Annotated in this window: 1 protein-coding gene; it reads right to left on the bottom strand. The window is 66.9% G+C overall.

Translation table 11 applies throughout. The features are described 5' to 3' along the window. Positions 1–40: 40 nt before the first annotated feature. Entirely contained in the window at positions 41–1,294 is a 1,254-nt protein-coding gene (locus ACWEJ6_RS54755) for an IS256 family transposase (protein WP_452433716.1), read from the bottom strand. Positions 1,295–1,297: the final 3 nt, after the last annotated feature.

The following is a 1,297-nucleotide window of genomic DNA, read 5'->3' as shown; positions in this document are numbered from 1 at the left end:
CGGGTGTGTCCAGTTAACGGTGTATCTCGATCTTGATTAGTTATCGGGTCGTTGGGGTCAGGCGGCCGTCGAAGGTGATGGCGAAGGCGTTCAGGGCGGCCTTCCAACGGGTGATCCACCGTTTGCGGCCCTTGCCGGTCGGATCCAGACTCCTGATCGCCATGTAGACGCACTTGAGCGCGGCCTGCTCGTTCGGAAAGTGCCCGCGGGCCTTGACCGCCCGCCGGATCCGCGCGTTGACCGACTCGATCGCGTTGGTCGAGCAGATCACCCGGCGGATCTCGGTGTCGAAGTTGAGGAAGGGCACGAACTCGGCCCAGGCGTCCTCCCACAACTTCACGATCGCCGGGTACTTGCCGCCCCACACCTCGGCGAACTCTAAGAAGCGCTCCAGCGCGGCCGCCTCGGTCGGGGCGGTGTAGACCGGCTTGAGCGCCCTGGCGATGGCGTCCCAGTGCTGGCGGGCGGCGTATCGGAACGAGGCGCGCAGCAAGTGCACCACGCAGGTCCGCACGACGGCCTGGGGCCAGACGGTCTCGATGGCCTGCGGCAGCCCTTTGAGGCCATCGCAGACCACCATCAGCGCATCACCGACACCGCGGTTGTTGATCTCGGTCAGCACGTGCAACCAGAACTTGGCGCCCTCGCCGCCGTCGCCGGCCCACAGCCCGAGGATGTCGCGCTCGCCGTCCACGGTGACGGCCAGCGCCACGTAGATCGGCCGGTTGGCGACCTGGCCCTCGCGCAGCTTCACGTGGATGGCGTCGATGAAGATCACCGGGTAGACGGGGTCGAGCGGCCGGTTCTGCCACTCGGCCATCCCGTCCAGCACCTTGTCGGTGATGGTGGAGATGGTCTGCTTGGAGACGTCGGCCCCGTAGACCTCGGCCAGGTGCGCGGAGATCTCGCCGGTGGTCAGCCCCTTGGCGGCCAGCGAGATGACCATCTCATCGACGCCGGACAGACGCCGCTGCCGCTTGCGCACGATCTTCGGCTCGAAGCTGCCATCCCGATCACGTGGCACGGTGATCTCCACCGGCCCCACATCGGTGACGACGGTCTTGGACCGGCTGCCGTTGCGGGTGTTGCCGCTGTCGTTGCCGGAGCGTTCGTGCTTGTCGTAGCCGAGGTGGTCGGTGATCTCGCCTTCCAGAGCGGACTCCAGCACCAGCTTGGTCAGCCGGCCCAGCAGCCCGTTCTCCCCGACCAGCTCCACTCCTTCGGCTCGCGCCTGGTCGACCAGCCTGGCCACCAGCTCTCGATCCGCTGAGTTGTCCGGCTTCTTACGCGCCACTGC

It is taken from the genome of Nonomuraea sp. NPDC004702, from assembly GCF_053601695.1.
The sequence above is the reverse complement of the archived record's forward strand: the minus strand, read 5'-3'. Positions and strand labels throughout refer to the sequence as shown.